General features: G+C 61.2%; 13 protein-coding genes and 2 pseudogenes. 12 read left to right on the forward strand and 3 right to left on the reverse strand.

The annotated features are described in order from the left end of the window. The first annotated feature begins 547 nt into the window (after positions 1–547). The 5 genes from F3Y30_RS00670 to F3Y30_RS00690 are packed head-to-tail and all read left to right on the forward strand — an operon-like array spanning position 548 to position 7,251. Entirely contained in the window at positions 548–3,523 is a 2,976-nt protein-coding gene (locus F3Y30_RS00670; protein WP_203424691.1) for an adenylate/guanylate cyclase domain-containing protein, read from the forward strand. Between the two features lie 21 nt (positions 3,524–3,544). Next, positions 3,545–4,705 carry a YcaO-like family protein gene (locus tag F3Y30_RS00675; protein WP_348649859.1) on the forward strand — a complete coding sequence of 387 codons (1,161 nt, stop codon included), beginning with the start codon at positions 3,545–3,547 and terminating at the stop codon, positions 4,703–4,705. Continuing rightward, positions 4,695–5,459 (forward strand): TfuA-like protein, encoded by a 765-nt coding sequence (locus tag F3Y30_RS00680; protein WP_203424693.1) that lies wholly within the window; start codon positions 4,695–4,697, stop codon positions 5,457–5,459. The genes F3Y30_RS00675 and F3Y30_RS00680 overlap by 11 nt, the downstream gene beginning before the upstream one ends. Positions 5,460–5,503: 44 nt before the next feature. Then, positions 5,504–6,727 (forward strand): hypothetical protein, encoded by a 1,224-nt coding sequence (locus tag F3Y30_RS00685; protein WP_203424694.1) that lies wholly within the window; start codon positions 5,504–5,506, stop codon positions 6,725–6,727. Between the two features lie 17 nt (positions 6,728–6,744). Beyond that, on the forward strand, positions 6,745–7,251 hold the full coding sequence (locus F3Y30_RS00690; RefSeq protein ID WP_203424695.1) for a hypothetical protein: 507 nt from the start codon (positions 6,745–6,747) through the stop codon (positions 7,249–7,251). Positions 7,252–7,957: 706 nt separating this feature from the next. Here the strand turns inward: F3Y30_RS00690 and F3Y30_RS00695 are convergent. The 3 genes from F3Y30_RS00695 to F3Y30_RS00705 form a co-directional block, all read right to left on the reverse strand. Beyond that, positions 7,958–8,923: an NAD(P)-dependent oxidoreductase gene (locus F3Y30_RS00695; RefSeq protein ID WP_203424696.1), complete on the reverse strand. Its 966-nt coding sequence runs from the start codon at positions 8,921–8,923 to the stop codon at positions 7,958–7,960. 147 nt (positions 8,924–9,070) lie between these two features. Further along, complete coding sequence (locus tag F3Y30_RS00700) at positions 9,071–9,853, reverse strand: IclR family transcriptional regulator (RefSeq protein WP_203424697.1); 783 nt, start codon at positions 9,851–9,853, stop codon at positions 9,071–9,073. Positions 9,854–9,875: 22 nt separating this feature from the next. Then, the gene (locus tag F3Y30_RS00705; RefSeq protein ID WP_246752827.1) at positions 9,876–10,628 is read right to left on the reverse strand and encodes an ABC transporter ATP-binding protein; all 753 of its coding nucleotides are present in this window, start codon (positions 10,626–10,628) and stop codon (positions 9,876–9,878) included. A gap of 454 nt (positions 10,629–11,082) precedes the next feature. On the opposite strand from F3Y30_RS00705, the gene F3Y30_RS00710 reads away from it, so the two are divergent. The 7 genes and pseudogenes from F3Y30_RS00710 (at position 11,083) to F3Y30_RS00740 (ending at position 17,175) form a co-directional block, all read left to right on the forward strand. Further along, entirely contained in the window at positions 11,083–11,631 is a 549-nt protein-coding gene (locus tag F3Y30_RS00710) for an ABC transporter permease subunit (RefSeq protein WP_246752828.1), read from the forward strand. A gap of 45 nt (positions 11,632–11,676) precedes the next feature. Beyond that, a pseudogene (locus F3Y30_RS00715) lies at positions 11,677–12,644 on the forward strand (ABC transporter substrate-binding protein). A 74-nt stretch (positions 12,645–12,718) separates the two neighbouring features. Then, entirely contained in the window at positions 12,719–13,465 is a 747-nt protein-coding gene (locus F3Y30_RS00720) for an SDR family oxidoreductase (RefSeq protein WP_203426427.1), read from the forward strand. A gap of 10 nt (positions 13,466–13,475) precedes the next feature. After that, entirely contained in the window at positions 13,476–14,177 is a 702-nt protein-coding gene (locus F3Y30_RS00725; RefSeq protein WP_203424699.1) for a DUF4286 family protein, read from the forward strand. Further along, positions 14,174–15,025, forward strand: a complete 852-nt coding sequence (locus F3Y30_RS00730) for a fumarylacetoacetate hydrolase family protein (RefSeq protein WP_203424700.1) — start codon at positions 14,174–14,176, stop codon at positions 15,023–15,025. The genes F3Y30_RS00725 and F3Y30_RS00730 overlap by 4 nt, the downstream gene beginning before the upstream one ends. 157 nt (positions 15,026–15,182) lie before the next feature. Then, positions 15,183–16,360 (forward strand): annotated as a pseudogene (locus tag F3Y30_RS00735) (fumarylacetoacetate hydrolase family protein). Next, the gene (locus tag F3Y30_RS00740) at positions 16,357–17,175 is read left to right on the forward strand and encodes a 2-keto-4-pentenoate hydratase (RefSeq protein WP_203424701.1); all 819 of its coding nucleotides are present in this window, start codon (positions 16,357–16,359) and stop codon (positions 17,173–17,175) included. The pseudogene F3Y30_RS00735 and the gene F3Y30_RS00740 overlap by 4 nt, the downstream one beginning before the upstream one ends. The last annotated feature ends 2 nt before the right edge of the window (positions 17,176–17,177 follow it).

The raw sequence follows: 17,177 nt of genomic DNA on the forward strand, positions 1-17,177 counted from the left end.
TAATATTGGAAATGATGTTTCGATTTCGCTCGAACAGAATCTAATTTCATCTTGGGCCCTTCGAAAATGCGCCATTGGGCAGCGAAAACCACCAAACCTGCGATCGCGACCCAACGCCCGTAGTTCCGGTTAAAACAGGGACTAGAAGGAGTTTAGTGGACAAGTGGAAGCAGAAGCGGGCCGCATTGGCTGACAGGCTGCACCAGATTGAAGGGAGCGGGCTGACATTCGGAACCTGATGAAGTGTTGGATTGCGTCATTCCTGGCTATGTGCCTGACGACCCAGCCGCCAGTGTCGACGCGACCTGAACACGGTGAACGTTCTCGAAAGGTCAAGCCATCGTCATCCGACGATGAAATCGGCGATGAGCCATCAGTAAATTCCTCTACCACAGTTTCAATTCTATTCTTGCTTCCACCCTGGGCTGCCGCAAAACGGCGATCGCCGAAAAGTTGCGACAGTAATTTAGACTTAGATCACGAACCGCTTGCTTAGGTTGCGCCAAGTGTGGTTGGCTTGGCTTCCTGAAGTGGGGCGACACGCGCAATGAAGAGCCTCAACACGCAGATGCGGCTTGCAGGTGAGCGGCGACAGGTGACCGCTCTATTCTATGACATTGTCGGTTCCACCGAGATTCTGGTTCGAGGCGATCCGGAACAGTTCTTCCGTTCCGTCACCGCACTCCATCACACAGCCGAAGCGATCGTCGCCAGGCGTGGCGGATTTCTGCACAAGAGGCTGGGAGATGGAGGGTGCTGCTATTTCGGGTATCCCAAGCAGGCCGAGGATGCTGCCGAAAATGCGGTCGAGGCGGCGCTTGAGCTGATCCAGTCCACGTCGAAGCGGAACCGGAAATCGGAAGAGACCCTCAGGTTGCGCATCGGGATAGCAACGGGCCTCGTAGTGTTTTCGTCCGAAACCGACGAGATCGTCGGAACGGCCCCCATACTGGCCTCGCGTCTGCAGGCCGAGGCGGAACCGAATTCGGTACTGGTTGCGGACAGCACCTTCGAACTCACCCGCGGCAAATTCGAATATAGCCGGGTCGGCGAAGCCAAACTGAAGGGCTTCGGGTCGAACGTAACCCTGTGGCGCCCCGAATCCAAACTGCGCGGCCCCGGTCCGGTTCGACTGGCGCGCAATGATGGCCAGGCCATGATGGGCCGCGACGAGGAACTGGCGACCCTGGTCGATGCCTGGAACGCCGCACGGGGCAAAACCGGAGGGTCGTTCGCCATTGTCGGCGAGGCCGGCATTGGAAAGTCGAGGCTTGTCGCGGAACTTCGCCGGAGCATCGATGGCAGCGGTTTGTCCTTCCAATGCAACAAACGCTTTGAAGGCCAGCCGTTTCATCCGTTCATCGGGTTCCTGGAAACCATGGTTGAAGAACGTGTTCTGAAGGGCGGCAGCGGTGGCCCCCTTCGGGAAGCACTCCAGGCGGCCGGCATGGAAATCGACGCGGAAGCAGCCGAAATCATCGGAGCGTTTACCGCGGAGAGATCGGGCGCGACGGCGGGAAACATCCTGGTCGCCGACCTGACCGGCCGCGCCTTCCGCGGACAGGTGATCGATGCGGCGGTTCGACTGCTGTGCTCTGCTGCGTCGTCCGGTCCTGTCCTGATCGTCTTCGAAGATGTCCACTGGGCCGACGAGATGACCTTGGAATTGCTGGACAGCCTGTGTGCGCTCGCGGTCACCTTGCCTATCCTCGTCATTCAGACCTCGCGGGTTGCCCGCGTCGAAGCGAACGCGACGAGGCTGGCGCTGACGGGCCTTCCGGCCGCTGCGATCCGCGATCTCGTAACGTCGATATGGGATGGGCCACCTCCCGCCGGGCTGTCCGACTTCATACTGGACCGGTGTGACGGCATGCCTCTCTACGCCGAGGAACTCGCGCATTTCTTCCGAGCAAAGCACGCGTCGGGCCAACCTGTTTCGGAGTGGAAGGAACTCCTCCTGGAAGGTGGCGTGTCGTCGTTGAACGACCTGCTATCCTCGAGGCTTGCGGGAGCCGGGGCGGCCCGCCGCGTGGCGCAGTTTGCAAGCGTCATCGGACGGGAATTCACGATCGGATTGCTCGCCAATCTTCTCGATGGAGCGGACCGATCTGGATTGGACCTCGACCTGAAAGTCCTCACCTCTCATGGCATCATCGAACCATCCTCCACCCAGTCCGACACCTACCAGTTCCGCCATGTGCTCCTGCAAGAGGCCGCCTATAGCAGCCTCCTGAAGAGCGATCGGCGAAAAATCCACATGCGGATCGCCAAGCTGCTGGTCGAGAAGTTCGTGCCGCCCCTGCCCGACGCGATCGCGGCGTGGCAATGCGCTGAGGCCGGCAGGCATGACGATGCCGCTCGGTTCGCGCTGACGGCGGCTGAGGCATGCGTCCTTCGCTCGGCCATGAAGGAAGCGGCGATATCGCTGGACCTCTGCAACAGGGAAGTCGCATCCCTGTCGAGACGGCACCCGGATCGCCCCGAACTGATCCTGGGCATGTTGCAGCTCCAGGGCGTGGTTGCGACAGCTTTGGAAGGCGAAGGATCGGAGAGGGCACGCAGGACATATTCGCGCGCGATGCAACTCGTCAGGCGGCATCAGACAGCAACGAGGGAAGCCCACTTTCCAACCTACTGGGGATGGTGGTTCACGGCGCCTGATATCCGGACCCAGCAGTCACGGGCCCGCATCCTGGTCGAGGACATGATGACAGTGAACAACCCGGAGACGAGGCTCCAGTCCTACCACTGCGCCTGGGCCACGGGCTTCCATGCCGGCGAGCACGGCTTTTGCCTGGACTGCGTCGAGAAGGGCCTGGAACTCTACGATGCGGATCGGGCAGTAAGGAACAGGGCTTTCTTCGGCGGCCATGACGCAAAGGTTTGCGGGCTGGGCGAGAGCGCGCTGTCCCATCTCATCATCGACCAGGCCGACGCGAGCGAAAAGGCGATCAGCCTGTCCCTGGAATACGCCACCTCGCTAGACCACGTCGGCAGCCTCGTCCATGCGCTTTACTACGCCATCGTCCTTCGTCGATGCCAGGGCAAGTACGAGGACGTCCACGCGCTCGGCGAACAGATGCTCTCGCTGGCGGAGCGACATGGCCTGGTCGCAAGCCAGGCTCGCGCCAATCTTTATTGCGGCTGGGCCGAGGCAATGGCCGACTCGATCGATTGCGGCACCAGGCGCTTCGACGAGGGCCTTGCCCTCCAGAAACAGATCGGGACCGACGAAAACCTGTCGATTCATATCGATATGCAGTCCCAGATCCTGGAGCGGTCGGGTCGGCCGAGACAGGCGCTGGCCCTCATCGACGACGCGATAGCGGGTGGGCGCAAGAGCGGACAGAGGTTCTGGCTTGCCGAGCTGTACCGGCGGAGGGCGGCATTGAGGCAATTGCTGGGGGCAAGGCCGGCCGAGGTCAAGGCAGACCTCAAGCGGGCCGTTCAGACGGCCGAGGCGCAGGGGGCCCTTTGGCTCGCGGGGCGCGCCAGGCATGATCTGCAACACCATATCCGCTGAGGCCGGGCGATGGAGGCGCCGTTGCAGCATCTGCGAAATCTGGAACAGCTCCTGCACCGGCCGCTTTCGCCCCAACCCGAAACCTGGGAGACGGTCCGGCGCATTCTTGCGCGCAGGCGGGAATTCGGCATTACCAGGCTCGGATCGGTCACCGGGCTCGACCGCGCGGGAATCGAGGTCGTCCAGGTGATACGCCCGGCCTCGCGGTCGGTGGCGGTCAATATGGGAAAGGGGCTCACTTACGCGGCGGCCGCGATTTCCGGTCTCATGGAATCGCTCGAGGGATGGGCCTCCGAACGCATCGCGGCTGATCGCGCATGGATGGCCGAACTTGGGGAGACGGACGGGGACGGTATCTGGTCCCACTTGCCGCCATCCGTTCGCGAAAGTCACGCCGATCTTTCGTGGATCGACGGCTGGGATCTGCTGTCGGCCGCGCCGCGCCCCGTGCCGCTCGCCTTGGTCGACACCGCCTACATCGTTCCCTCGCCCCATCCGCACGGCTTTGCCCGCGACACGACCGGGCTGGCGGCGGGAACCAGCCTGCAGCAGGCAATGGCGCACGCCTGCTTCGAGATACTGGAGCGCCACGCGCACTGCATGGCGATGGCAACGCCGCACTTCTTCGATCGCTTCCAGATCGACACGGAAGCCATACGCTCGGGCAAGGCCGGCGAGGTGATGGGACGCCTTGCGGGTGCAGGCTTTGCGGTCGGCGCCTGGACCGTCCCCGCCGGGCACGACCTCCCCATCTACTGGTGCCACGTGATGGAAGGCGCAGGCCACGCTCCGCTCGCTCCCCTTCCCGCCGCCGGGTTCGGCTGCGACCTCACTCATGATCGCGCACTCTCCAAGGCCCTGCTGGAGGCCTGTCAGTCGCGTCTCGGCGTCATTTCCTCGGCACGCGAAGACGTGAGCGGCCACCTCTACCAGCCATCAGACCGGCGCGAGATGGTCGCCTGGCGCGAGTCTCTGTCGAAGTCCGCATTGCCCTATTGCGACGCGCCGGAGGACTGCAGTTCGGGGAGCGCCCTGGAGGCGGCCCTGCACGCCCTGAAGTCGGCAGGCGCGGCGGCGGTGATCGCCGTGGTCCTCCATTCCGACGAAAGCATCCCCCTCCACGTGGTGAGAATTGTGGCGCCGCCCCTGCAGACCAATCCGGAACTCTACGATGAACAATAGGATCGTCGTCTTCCTGGGACCCACCCTCAGCGCCGGTGAGGCGCGGTCGCATCTCGATGCCCTCTACCTGCCCCCTGTTTCCCAGGGGGACGTCGCCCGCGCGGTGATCGATCACGCGCCGCGCGCGATCGTCATCGTGGACGGCGTCTTCGCCCAGCGGCCCGCCGTGCGGCACAAGGAGATACTGTGGGCCATGGCAGCCGGCGTCCGGGTCTTCGGCGCCTCCAGCATGGGAGCCATCCGCGCCGCCGAACTGGACGAGTGCGGAATGGTCGGTCACGGCTTCGTCTACCGATGGTACCGGCGCACGCCGCTTGCGGACGACGCCGACGTGGCCGTGCCGATGGCGCCGCCCGAACTCGGTTCCCGTGCGCTCGGCGAAGCCCTTGTCGACATCCGGCTGACATTGAGGAAGGCCGAGCGCGAAGGCGTGATCCACCGGGAGCTGCGCCTGGGCCTGGAGGAGGCAGCCCGCGCGCTCCACTTCACCGATCGCACCTACGACCGGATCCTTTCCGGCAAAGGACTGGATGAGGCGGATGGAACCGCCCTGCGCGGCCTTCAAGACTGGATTTCCCAAGGTGTCGTGCACCAGAAGAAGGCGGATGCGATCAGTTTGCTCTCCGCCCTGTCGAAAAAGACGGGATTACTGGATAAAGATCAGCAATATCAGGATTTTGAGCTGACGGAAGCACTGGCTTCGGACCTTCAATACTCAGGTCTTCTCGACTGTGTCCTGCGTCACACGCGATAAGCCAAGTATAGTGACAATTTTTCCACCTCATGAGAGATTGAGCGATGGGGGAAATATTGGACACCATCGCTCTAAGACCTGAGGCGGGACTTGGCGGAAGGGCCGAGCCATCCCTCGGCACGCGATTCCTGGTCTTCCCGCAACCGCCCTATGTCAGCGGCTACGAGAAGCCGGAAGTCGTCTGGCTCACGCCGGCCGCCGGCAGGATCCTGGCGGGCCCATCCGACGATCGCATGTACGTCATCGATCCTGTCGAACCCAAGCAACCCTATGCATTTCCAGTCCTGCCGCCTTATTCGGGCAGCGTCCGGGCGCCCGCCGAGCCCGGGCCGGACGGTCATTTCGATCATATCGTCCCGGGCATGCCGGCATTTCTGTCGGCGCACAGCTATGCCTGCGCGCGGCGGGTTCTGGACGTCTGCGAGGGCTACGTCGGCCGACGGATCCGCTGGTTCTTCGAGCCGACCATCGCGCGTCTGGAGATCGTCCCGCGCATTCTCGACTTCGACAATGCACAGTCGGGCTTCGGCTTCCTCGAACTTGGGGAAAGCGAACCGACAAGGACGGCGTCGTCCTTCGCGCTCAACTTCGATTCCGTCGCCCACGAGATGGGCCATCTGGTCCTGTTAAGCGAGCTTGGCCTTCTCCTTGGAGACGGCCGGGGCACCGATTTCTTCGCCTACCACGAGGCGGTCGCCGACTTTGTCTCCCTGCTCGGGCTTCTCCATTTCGACACGGCCATCGACCGGATCCTGCGCCGCACGAACGGCAATCTCCTGATCAACAACGAACTCGACCGCTTTGCCGAACTGAGCGACGAACGGCAGATCAGGTCGTTCAGCAACTCGCTCCGGCAGCGGGACGTCAGCGACGAGGTCCATGACCGTTCAAAACCCTTCGCGGCGGGCCTGTTCGATTGTGTCGTGGAGATCTACCAGACGCTACTGTTCGACCGCGGCCTGTCGGAGATAGATCCAAGGCTCTACAGCAACCTCCGCCGGCAGATGGCCTCGGACCTGATCGAGACCAGCCTGAGCGAAACCCGCGCCGACTACGAGCCGAGGCACTTCGCGAGCAAGGCCGCGCTGCAGGAAGCCCGCGACATTGTCGGCGAAAGCCTGGTCCGCTCCTGGGCCTATCTGGAACCCGACGGCCTGACCTTCGAAACGGCGGCAAACGCCTTCCTCGACACGGCCCAGACGGGCCGGGCACGACCCTATGTGACGCAGCTCGAAGACTGCATGAAGTGGCGTGAAATCATCCTCTAGAGATCAAGGAGATTGAGATGGTAGACGAGACAGTACCAGCCCCTCCGATGAAACCCGTATACCACCCGGATTCAATCATTCTTTATGGGGTCAAGCTGAACAGCGATACGGACTACGCAACGTTTAGCGTTGGCAACGTGCCCAACACCGGACTGCGCGTCCAGTTGTTCACCGGCAACCAGGGGCAGTCCGCAGCGGAACACTCCATAGTGCTGGCTTATGGCTATGCATTCGAGGGCCATTGCTACAGATTCGACACCCCGCGTACTTTCATCGTTTTTTCAGGTTTCGACTACGACGCTGTAGGCTGCGGCTTTGATTCCCCGGCAGCCCTACCCGCTTTCCTGATGCCCTACAGGATGTGGTACGTCCGGTCGTCCGATGAACTGCTTGAACTGAGCCCGAACTTTGGCGATGCAAAGGCGCTGATTCTGGACGCGAACTTACCCGGGAAGAGATCGCCGGCCTCCTATGCCATCAACATGTCGATGGCGCATCGCGGCGGTCGCCTCACTCACGACTAGCGCAACTCTAGTGCACCAGCACGATGAACCGGCATGGAGTTGCATGCACTCAACAGTCCGACTCACTCGAACAATGCGACAGATACGAGATCTTTCTGATCACTACGCTCGCACCCAATGAGGAGAGAACAATGTTTATCCATGGGACCATCAATTTTGGAAAGGCTTTGACAGAAGTATCTGCTACAAGCGACTACGAATGGAACTATTGCAGGGATTATAAATCGCATGATATAAATAATATAAATGTCAAAAAAGAAAAAATACTTCGATTCGTCACAAAATCACAAAATGGATCAAAAACGATAAGACTAACAATTTCAGCAAAGGACGAAAAAACAACAGTAATTGAACAATTTTCAGACTGCGATAACATTGACTACCCTGAATAATAATCTGAATTTGCCAGATGACAACTCAGCACTAAAGCGACTATCAGCTCTGCTGGACCAAAGTTGGCCTAGCGGCTCAAGCTCTCCGCGCGGCAGCGGTCTGCGTCTGTGGCGCACGGTCCTGACGTAAGAAGCCCCGGCGGCCAGAACCGTTCGGGGCCCTGCGCATTTGATTGATCTTTCGTGAGTTTGACTGTGCAGGGCTCAGTTGACCGAACCTTGCAACGGTCATCTTGATCCAGTCCCCGCCTCTCCCGAATTCAACAAGCAACAACGCGCAAAAGCAGCGTTGCAGGCGGGATGAGTGCGTCCACCTAGAAGCTTGGACCAGGCCCGTCCTTGTGACGGTCGGCTGCTGTCGCAGGTGTTGATGCAGGCGACGCCAGCAGGCCGTCATCCAGGAAGCGCAGGCAGAGGTCGATGCCCTGCTCCATTGTCGTCTTCGGCTCAATCCCGATTGCGGACTTCAGGCCGTCATTCCAGAACCCCCATGCCGAGGGAGGCGTGACGGCAGCCTTCGGGATAAGTCGCGCGGCAGGGTAGCGAGCGGCGAGAAGCTGGGCGGCATCGCGCATCCTGCGCTTGTCACCGACGACGTTGAAGACTCTGCTTCCGGCAATCTCCGCATCGAGCATGCGCACCGTGACGTCCGTGGCGTCTTCCACCCAGGTCCAGTCGACGGGGTCGGGATAGTCGGGAAAGACGATCTCGGTGTCCCCGCGGTGCGCGGCTTCCACCATCTCCTGCATTTCTCGCCAGCCCCGGGCTCGGCCCGGCCCGTAGACATACCCGTAACGCAGACCGATGAACGTTGTATCGGGATGGTTTGGCGCAACGCAGTTCGCCAGATGCTCGCCATATGCTTTTGTGGCGCCGTAGACGCTTCCCGGCTGAGGTACCGATCGATCCCCGAAGCTGGTGTCCGCGCCCCCAAGGGCTGCAACCGAGCTGGCGTAGATGATGCGTGAGGCGCCTGCGGCCAGCGCTTCGGCGAAGATATGGGCCGTGCCGAGGGCATTGACGCGCGTGGCGGCGACGATGTCGGATCCTGACTCGAGGGTCAGAAGTGCTGCCAGGTGGATTACGGCTTGTGGTGCAAAGGCCTGCAGCGCATCGCGGACTGCATCGTGATCCGAGATGTCGCAGGCTGACGCCTCGCATCCAGCCGGCAAATGTGACCCGGCCCGATCCATCCCGAGCACCTGATGACCACTGCCGGCCAGCCGGGTGCAGACGCTGCTGCCCAGAAATCCGGCCGCTCCGGTAACCGCGATGCGCATGCTTTCATTCCATTTCTCAGGATGGGAATTTCTTTGGAGAGCGTCGATCGTCAGCGGTTCGCGAGCCCCTAGCTACCGCCAAACCCTTCGTCGCCGCGGGCGCCCGGTTTTGACCTACAGAATGAGGCCGATTGACCGCAACGCGCTCTAGGACGTTTCCCAGGCAATCGCCATGTTGCTTGCCGCCCGCTCCAGGAGGGGGACGATCTCTGAGACCTTGTCGTCGGTCAATCGCGTCAGCGGCGCTGCAACGCTCATGGTTCCGACCACCCGGTCGTCCTGCTTCACCGCCACGGCGATTGCCCCCACACCTTCTTCCGCCTCTCCGCGGGCACGGCCATAGCCCTGCCTGGCTGTCTCATCGAGCTCCTTGTTGAGCGCGTCGATCGTGCGGATGGCAGCAGCGGCAGCACTCTGTCCCTGCTGTCCCAGTCCTGTTTCCAGGGCAATCCTGAGGGCCAGTTCGCGCTCTATGCTGGCGAGCCATATCTTACCGTTGGCGGTCGCATAGGGCACGATCGTCGCGCTCATGTCCGGTTCGAAGACGAGGCCGGACCGGCGCCCTCGAGCGGATCCGATCCACACCAGACTGTTGTTCTGCACCGCCGTCAGGCGGACCAGTTCGCGGGTCCGCTCTGCCAGGTCGTTGAGGATCGGCTGCTTGAGATCCGTCACCTCCAGCCTGTCGAGTTGCTTCTGGCCGATGAGAGCCATGCGGATGGTCAGGGCGTAGCAATCACTTTCATTGCTCTGCCGTGCCCAGCCGTTTTCCAACAGCGAAGTGAGTATCCGATGCGACGCGCTCTTGGGGATAGCGAGCCGATGCGCGATTTCCGAAAGCTTGAGCGGTTCCTCCGCCAGCGCCAGAAGTTCGAGCATGGCAATCGTGCGTTCGACGCTCCCGCCCGAAGCGCTCAACATCTTGTCCATCAGCCTCTCCATCCGAAAGGGTTCATGCGTGCCGCTGCAGAATGCCGCGCGAAAGGAAAATCTCCGTTATCTCTTCCGACTTCTCGATGAATTCGGGTTCGCGCCGGGCTGCAAGTCCGCGCGGCCGCGGCATTTCGATTTCCAGCACTCTCTCGATGCGGCCGGGACGCGGCGTCATCACGATCACCCGATCGGCCAATAGAACCGCCTCGTCGATCGAATGGGTAATGAAGACGACGGTCATCCGGTTCTTCAGCCATAACGCTTCGAGATCGATGCGCATCTGTTCGCGCGTCAGGGCGTCGAGCGCACCGAACGGCTCATCCATCAGGAGCAGGCGCGGCTGGAGGAGAAGAGCCCTGGCGATCGAGGCGCGCTGCTTCATGCCGCCTGACAGCTCATGAGGGTAGCGGTTCGCAAAATCCTTCAGCCCCACGGATTCCAATAGCTCCAGGGCATGGGGACGAAGCTCTTCACAGTTCCTCCCGGTCATTTCCGCGGGAAAAAGTACATTGTCCAGGATCGTGCGCCACGCGAGCAGGACGTGGTTCTGAAAGACAATGCTCATGCCCGCGGGCGGTTCTTTCGACACGTCGCCGAACACCGAGATCTCGCCGGTGCTCGCCTGGGAAAGACGCGAGATCAGTCGCATCATCGTGGACTTGCCGCAGCCCGAGGGGCCGACAATGGCCACGAACTCTCCGTCTCCGATTGTCAGGTCCAGCTTTTCGAGGGCGATGACGGGTGAATCCGCGTGGCCGAAGTGCTTGCTCACGCCTTCTAGTCTTACACCAGGCTCATAACGCGGCTTCGTGCTGTGAATGTTCAAGACAGTTCCTCCCGTCTGATCGCTTTCGATGCGAATGCTCCGATTGGGACGTAAATAGCACTTGACGGAACATCAGTCCATATGGAACAGTGTTCCAAGTTAAAAATTGTCAGGCACGCCTCGACGGTTTTCATCGGGAGGATCATATGTTTTCGAAAGCGATCGGCGCCTTGCGGGGCCAGACGCGTACACTTGCGAGCCTTGGCGGCGCAATACTCATCTGGGAGATCGCTGTGCGTCTCCTATCGGTGCCGGAGTATATCCTGCCGGCGCCCAGCCGGGTCTTCGAGGACCTCGTCGCAAACTTCGGCATTGTCGCAAGCGCCTCGCTCTACACGTTGCAGCCGATGGTCCTCGGCTTCCTCGTTGCCGTGGTCATGGGGTCCTGCTGGCGCTCCTGGTGGTCTACTCGAAGGGATTCGAGCAGGTCTTCTATCCCCTTCTCGTGGTGCTTCAGATCATTCCGAAGATTGCGATTGCGCCGCTCTTCATTATCTGGGTCGGCTTCGGCCTGCCATCCAAGGTCTTGCTCGTCTTCCTGCTGTCGTTCTTTCCGATCGTCGTGAACTCGATCGTGGCGTTCAAGTCCATAGAGCCCGATGTCTACGACCTGGCGAAGAGCTACCGTGCGAGCCGGCTGAAGGTTTTCTGGAAGGTCGAGCTTCCCGGTGCGCTGCCGTCCCTGTTCGCGGGCTTCAAGGTTGCCGCGGCGCTCTCTGCAACGGCCGCTGTTGTCGCCGAGTTCGTGGCGTCGGACAACGGGCTTGGCTACCTGCTGCTCAACTACAACGGAAACATGAACACCAGCATGACCTTTGCGGTCATCGTGGTCCTCAGCCTGCTCGGACTGCTGCTCTACGGCATCGTCGAACTGGTCGAGCGCTGGGCTATTCCGTGGCACGTGTCTCAACGTCGTGACGACTTCGCCGTTGGCAAGAGCCCAACGTAACAAGACTTAACCTGGGAGGTTGGAATGCTGAAAGTAATGCGGAAAATGGTTACGGGCGGTCTGCTTGCGCTCGCGATAGGTTCGGCTGGCGCATCGTCCGCCGCAGCCGAGGACAAGGTGACGCTACGCTTGAATTTTCTTCTGAGCGGCGTCCATACGATCTTCTACTACGGGGTGGAGAAAGGCTTCTACAAGGAAGCCGGAATTGACCTGGAAATTGGCGAGGGACAGGGTTCTGCACGCACCGTCCAGGCCGTTGCGACGGGCGGTGATACGTTCGGCATCGCAGATGGCGGCAGCGTCATTGCCGGTGCGACCCGCGGTGCGCCGGTCAAGTCGGTTCTCGGGCTCCTGAACACGTCGCCCTATGCGATCACATTCCGTGCAGACGCCAGCGTGAACACCATCAAGGATGTGGAGGGCAAGTCCGTCGCGGCATCGGCCGGCGAGGCATCGCTCGCGCTGCTGCCGGCGATCTGGAAGAAAAATGGCATTGATCCTTCAAAGGTCAGCATCCTGAATGTCGACGGGCCGGGCAAGATCATCGCGATCATGCAGAACCGTACCGACGGGACGCTGGCGGGCCTCGAGAACCAGGTTGTGGTTCTGAACAACAAGGGCTGGAGCAGAAGGTCTTTTCGTTCGCGGAACTGGGTGTGAACACGCAGGGGCTGACGATCGTCGCCAACTCGAACCTGGTCGATGAAAACCAGGATCTCGTCAAGCGCTTCGTGGCCGCGTCCATGAAGTCCATCGAAGCGGCCAAGGCCGATCCGGACAGCGCTGTCGCCGCCGCGGTCAAGGTGAAGCCGACTGGCGACGCCAAGCTGCTCAAGGATCAGCTCGATGTCTCCCTCAAGCTGCTTGCTTCGCCGACGAACGCTTCCGCCCCGTTGGGTGAAATGTCGCTCGCGGACTGGCAGCAGACCCTCGATCTCATGAAGGAGTACCAGGATATCAAGACGGATATGCCTGCGGACGCCTTCTTCACCAATGCGTTCATAGCGAACTAGGGCTTAAGCCTTGTCGGGCCCGGGCGTGACCGCTCGGGCCGCAACTCTCAGCTCGGATAACCAACATGCAGGCAATGGCGACATATGATCTTCGCGGCAGGGTAGCCGTGCTAACCGGCGCCGCCGGCGGCTTCGGCGCCGCCATTCGCGAACGCCTCACGGCGTCTGGGGCGACCGTGGTCGCGTGGGACCTGCCAGAAGCGCTTCAACAGCAGGATCTCGCTGGAATTCCTCACTACGGCGTGGATGTGACGAAGGAGGAAAGCGTCGAGGCCGCCGCGGCCGACATTCGTCGGCATTTCGGCAAGCTCGATATTCTCATCAACAACGCAGGCGTTGTCGGGACAGTCCAGCCGACATGGGAGATACCCGCGGCAGAGTTTCGCAGGATCCTCGACGTCAATCTCTACGGAGCATTCCTCGTCTGCCGTTCGCTCGTTCCGCTGATGCTGGAAAGCGCCGCGGCAAGCCGGTTTGGACGCATCGTCAACGTGGCATCGATCCAGGCCAAGGAAGGCATGCACAATGCCGCGGCCTACAGCGCCGCCAAGGCCGGCCTTGTGGCGCTCACGAAGAGCCTCGGCAAGGAGCTGGCAACCTCGGACATTCTCGTCAACGCGATCACGCCGGCCGCGTCCTTGACTGCGATGAGCGTCGACGCGCCCAAGGACCGGCTGGACGATATCCTGTCCCGCATTCCGATGCGGCGCTTTCTCGAACCGGCAGAGGTGGCAGCCATGGTGGCATGGCTCTCCTCTTCCGAATGCAGCTTTTCGACCGGGGCGGTGTTCGACCTGTCCGGCGGTCGAGCAACTTACTGAGGTGTCAGACATGGCGTTACTGGGCAAGGCGGTCGTCGCCATCTGGAATGATATCCTGCCTGAGGGGCGGGAAAATTTCATCGAGTGGCACAATCGCGAGCACATTCCCGAGCGCGTCGCCATTCCGGGCTTTCTGCGTGGACGGCGCTACGTCGCCGAATACGGCAACCCGGAATATTTCACGCTCTACGAGGCCGTCGACGGCGCGGTTCTCACGGGATCGGCCTATCTGGAACGCCTCAACAGGCCGACCCCCTGGACCAAGCAATCGACCGCCGACTTTCGCAACACCGTGCGTGGGGTCTGCGGAACGGAGTACTCCCGTGGAAGCGGCGACGGCGGCTTCATTCTCACACTGCGCTTCGACGCGGATCTCGACCGCCGTACGGCGCTTGAGAAGGCCATCGTCGCCCAACTCGAACCCATCGGCCGCCTCAAGGGCGTCAGCGGGGCCCACCTGTGCATTGCCGACAGCGCAGCCAGCGGGATCGAAACGGCCGAGCGAAAAGGGCGGCAGGTTGGCGTTCCGAACTGGATCATCCTCATCGAGGGCTCTTCCGTCGCGGCAATCGATGCCGCGGGGATCGCGCTGATGAGTGCCCTTCCCACCGAGATCGGCACCGACGGGATCGAAAAGGGTCTCTACCGCCTGGAATTTTCTCTCGTCGACTTCCCGACGGAAAACACGGAACTTGAAAGGAAAGCATCATGAAACTTCTGCGTTACGGCGAAGCCGGCCAGGAACGCCCCGGACTGCTCGGCGCGGACGGACGTATCAGGGACCTGTCGGGCGTCGTTGCCGATATCTCCGGGGAGGTCCTTTCCCGGGCTGGAAGGGAACGTCTTGCAAGCCTTGACGTTGCCTCACTGCCGGTCGTTCCGGATGGCGTACGGATCGGCCCCTGTGTCGGCAACGTCGGCAATTTCGTCGCCGTCGGCTTGAACTATATCGACCATGCCCTGGAAACGAATACGCCTATTCCCGAGGAGCCGGTGCTCTTCAACAAGGTCACGTCCTGCATCTCGGGCCCCAACGATCCGGTCTTTCTGCTGAAGGACTCGAAGAAGACGGACTGGGAGGTGGAGATTGCCTTCGTCATCGGCGAGCCGGCCTACAATGTCAGCGAAAAGGACGCGCTCTCCGTCATAGCCGGCTTCTGCGTATGCCATGACGTGTCCGAGCGCGAATTCCAGACGGAGCGCGGCGGTCAATGGACCAAGGGCAAGAGCGGCCCCACATTCGGTCCGCTTGGCCCCTGGCTTGTCACCCCGGAAGAGGTTGGCGACGTGCAGAACCTCGGCCTCTGGCTCGACGTCAACGGAAAGCGCATGCAAACGGGTTCGACGAGCAAGATGATCTTCTCGATCGCACACCTCGTCTCCTACATCACGCGCTTCATGAAACTGATGCCTGGCGATGTCGTGACCACGGGAACGCCGCCGGGCGTCGGCCTCGGCATGAAGCCTCCTGTCTTCCTGTCCGCCGGCGATGTCGTCGAACTGGGCGTGGACGGACTTGGAAGCCAGCGGCAGGTCATTACAGCCTTCCAACAGGCGTAAACTCGCGGCAATCGCGATCAGGTCGCCGTCGCAAACGTCCCTTGCGGCAAATGCCGCCAGGGTCTCACCACCCGCGCGGCTGCCAGTCGCACGCCGCGCTCGTGCAGCGTGAAACCGGTGCTGCGGCACTGTGACTGCCTGCTCAAAGGACAGACAAATGGCCCCCGTTCTTCACCCCGCCAATACCCTCCCGGAAGATGGCTGCTCGGGAACACTCGTCGGCCGCGCCTGGAGGCCGGACGTCGGAGGCCCTTCGGTCGTCGCAATCCGCCCCGATGGTGTGTACGACCTCACCGACCGCTTTCCGACCGTTCGCGATCTTTGCGAGACGGCAGATCCAGCCGCGAGCCTTGCCGGAGTGACGGGCGAGTTTCTCTGCACGATCGAAGAACTGCTGGCCAATACCCGGGTCGACGGGAGGGACAAGGCAAAGCCCCACCTGTTGGCACCGGTGGACCTGCAGGCGGTCAAGGCGGCGGGCGTGACATTCGCCGTCTCCATGATCGAGCGCGTGATCGAAGAGCGTGCGAGAGGCGACTCCGAGGTAGCTGATGGCATCCGCAAGGAAGTGCAGGACATCATCGGCTCCGAGTTGCAGGCGCTGAAGCCTGGCTCCGCTCAAGCCGCCGCGCTCAAAAAGGCCCTCATCGAGAAAGGCCTGTGGAGCCAGTATCTCGAAGTGGGCATCGGTCCAGACGCCGAAATCTTTACGAAGGCACAGGTCATGTCGTCCATTGGTACCGGCATGGATGCGGGGCTGCACCCGATGTCATCGTGGAACAACCCCGAGCCTGAGGTCGTCATTGCCGTGAGTTCCGACGGACGCATCGTCGGTGCCACTCTGGGCAACGACGTCAATCTTCGCGACGTGGAGGGACGTTCGGCCTTGCTGCTTTCCAAGGCCAAGGACAACAATGCAAGCTGCGTGGTTGGTCCCTTCCTCAGACTTTTCGACAGCACGTTTACGCTCGACGACGTCCGCGCGATGACGGTTACGCTTGCTGTCGACGGAGAAGACAACTTCCGCCTCGAGGGCGCCTCACACATGGACAGGATCAGCAGGGATCCCGAAGAACTCGTCAGGCAATTGATCGGGGCGAACCACCAGTATCCCGATGGCGCCGTGCTTTTTCTGGGCACCCTGTTCGCGCCGACCATGGACCGGAACGCAAAGGGTCAGGGATTTACCCATCACAGAGGCGACGTCGTCACGATTGCCTCTCGAGAATTGGGGGCTTGATCAACCGGATGAATATCTGCAGTGACTGCGAGCCATGGACGTTCGGAGCAAGCCATCTGCTTCGCAACCTTGCCGCACGAGGAGTGTTGATATGAGTGAAACGGATCGAGTTGATTTAACCGGAGTGCTGGCCGAAAAGCTCAGCGAAGCAGAGCGGCTTGGTAGCGAGCTTTCCTTTGACAGCCTGCAGTCCGACGGGCTGGTTCCGGACACGATCGAGGCGGGGATCGCTGCCCAAGCCGCCGCGACAAGGGCCATTGGCAAGGGCGTTGCCGGCTGGAAGATCGCGATCAGTGCCTCGGGCACCGCGGTTGCAGCCCCCATTCTCGATGCATATCTCGTCGACAGTGACGCCCGCGTCGAGATCCTCAAGCCTGGAGTAAAAGCAATCGAGGTCGAGATCTGCTTCCAGCTCAAGGAGGACGTCCCACCGCCCCTCCCCGGCAGTCCCTATTCGCGCGAGGATGCCCTTGGGAAGATCGGCTCGATCCACCTCGGAGCAGAACTCATCGATTACCGCATCGATCAACGCAACAAGGTGCCGTTTCCACTCTTTCTGGCAGATCGGCTTGGAAACCATTCCTATGTGATCGGGCCGGAAGTATCCGCAGAACTCGTCGACCTGCTGGCTTCAGGAGATGCATCCCGGATGTCGCTCCACCTGGACGACCAGAGCGCCGAGCTGTTTTCTGGGACCCCTTCCCATCCCCAAAAGGATCCGCTCCTCCCGCTCATCGCATTCATGAACAATCCGAACGATGGCCTGGGCGGACTGAAACGCGGCCAGTTCGTAACGACCGGCAGCCTTTGCGGGGCCATTCCGATCCGTTCGGATGCCAACCTTCATGTCTACGGAGACATGCTGCCGCAAATGAAGCTCGTCATGACGGACGCTTCTGATCCGGCATAGGC

Source organism: Sinorhizobium sp. BG8 (assembly GCF_016864555.1).
In the GTDB taxonomy this organism is placed as follows: Bacteria; Pseudomonadota; Alphaproteobacteria; order Rhizobiales; family Rhizobiaceae; genus BG8.